Here is an 865-nt window from a genome sequence, read left to right on the forward strand (position 1 = left end):
CCACAACCCAGTAAGCAGACATGTTCGTGATTGGCTTCAGGATTGATTTTAGCCAATGATACTTCTGCCACTACAGTGTATTCACTGAACGTTGAGCAGCCCATATAGTGGTAAATCGGTTGACCATTGTAGGAAAAACGAGTGGTACCATCTGGCATTACGCCTCTACCTTGAGTTTCGCGAACGGAAATACACAAGTTCGATTTTCCAGATTTACAGAATACGCACTCGCCACATTCAGCAGTGTAAAGTGGAATTACATGATCACCTGGTTTGACGCTAGTCACGCCTTCACCAACCTCAACTACAACACCAGCACCTTCATGCCCGAGAATAGCGGGAAAAACACCTTCAGGATCATCGCCAGATAAAGTAAATGCGTCTGTATGACACACACCGGTATGGGAGATCTTGATTAATACTTCACCTTTCTTCGGTGGTGCAACATCAACTTCAACAATTTGAAGAGGTTGACCAGGACCAAACGCAACAGCAGCACGTGACTTCATGGAATAATTCCTTATACAGATCTATTTTAAATATGATTTTAGAATCTTGGCGATTTCAGCCAATTCTTCTTTTCGTTGTTGTTCTGTGGTTTCACCTGATACTAAAGTGTCCTTTAAATGAACCTCCAACATCTCATTCATTAAACCATTAATAGCACCACGCACAGAGCATATTTGTTGCAGAATTGCACCACATTCCACATTGTCTTCTAACGCTTTTTCAATCGCTTGCGTCTGACCTTTGATCTTTCTGACGCGTAGAAGAATCTTTTTTTTGTCTTCAACCTGATTAGGCATCAGACCTCCTTACTTGCTAGCATTAATACTATAGTACCCCATAGTATAAAAAAAGCAAT

Annotated in this window: 2 protein-coding genes; both read right to left on the bottom strand. The window is 41.4% G+C overall.

Features of this window, described 5'->3' with window-relative positions; translation table 11 throughout:
- The coding region (locus AC6BYQ_RS28440) for an alcohol dehydrogenase catalytic domain-containing protein (protein ID WP_498057923.1) at positions 1-509 on the bottom strand (509 nt) is incomplete at its 3' end.
- 21 nt (positions 510-530) lie between these two features.
- Entirely contained in the window at positions 531-806 is a 276-nt protein-coding gene (locus AC6BYQ_RS28445; protein ID WP_001133624.1) for a metal/formaldehyde-sensitive transcriptional repressor, read from the bottom strand.
- Positions 807-865 lie beyond the last annotated feature (59 nt).

The sequence above is a fragment of the Serratia sp. LTN-2 genome (genome assembly GCF_059740205.1).

Excerpts from the sequence above, each read along its gene's own strand:
- AC6BYQ_RS28445 (WP_001133624.1), bottom strand. The coding sequence starts at position 806 with ATGCCTAATCAGGTTGAAGACAAAAAAAAGATTCTTCTACGCGTCAGA.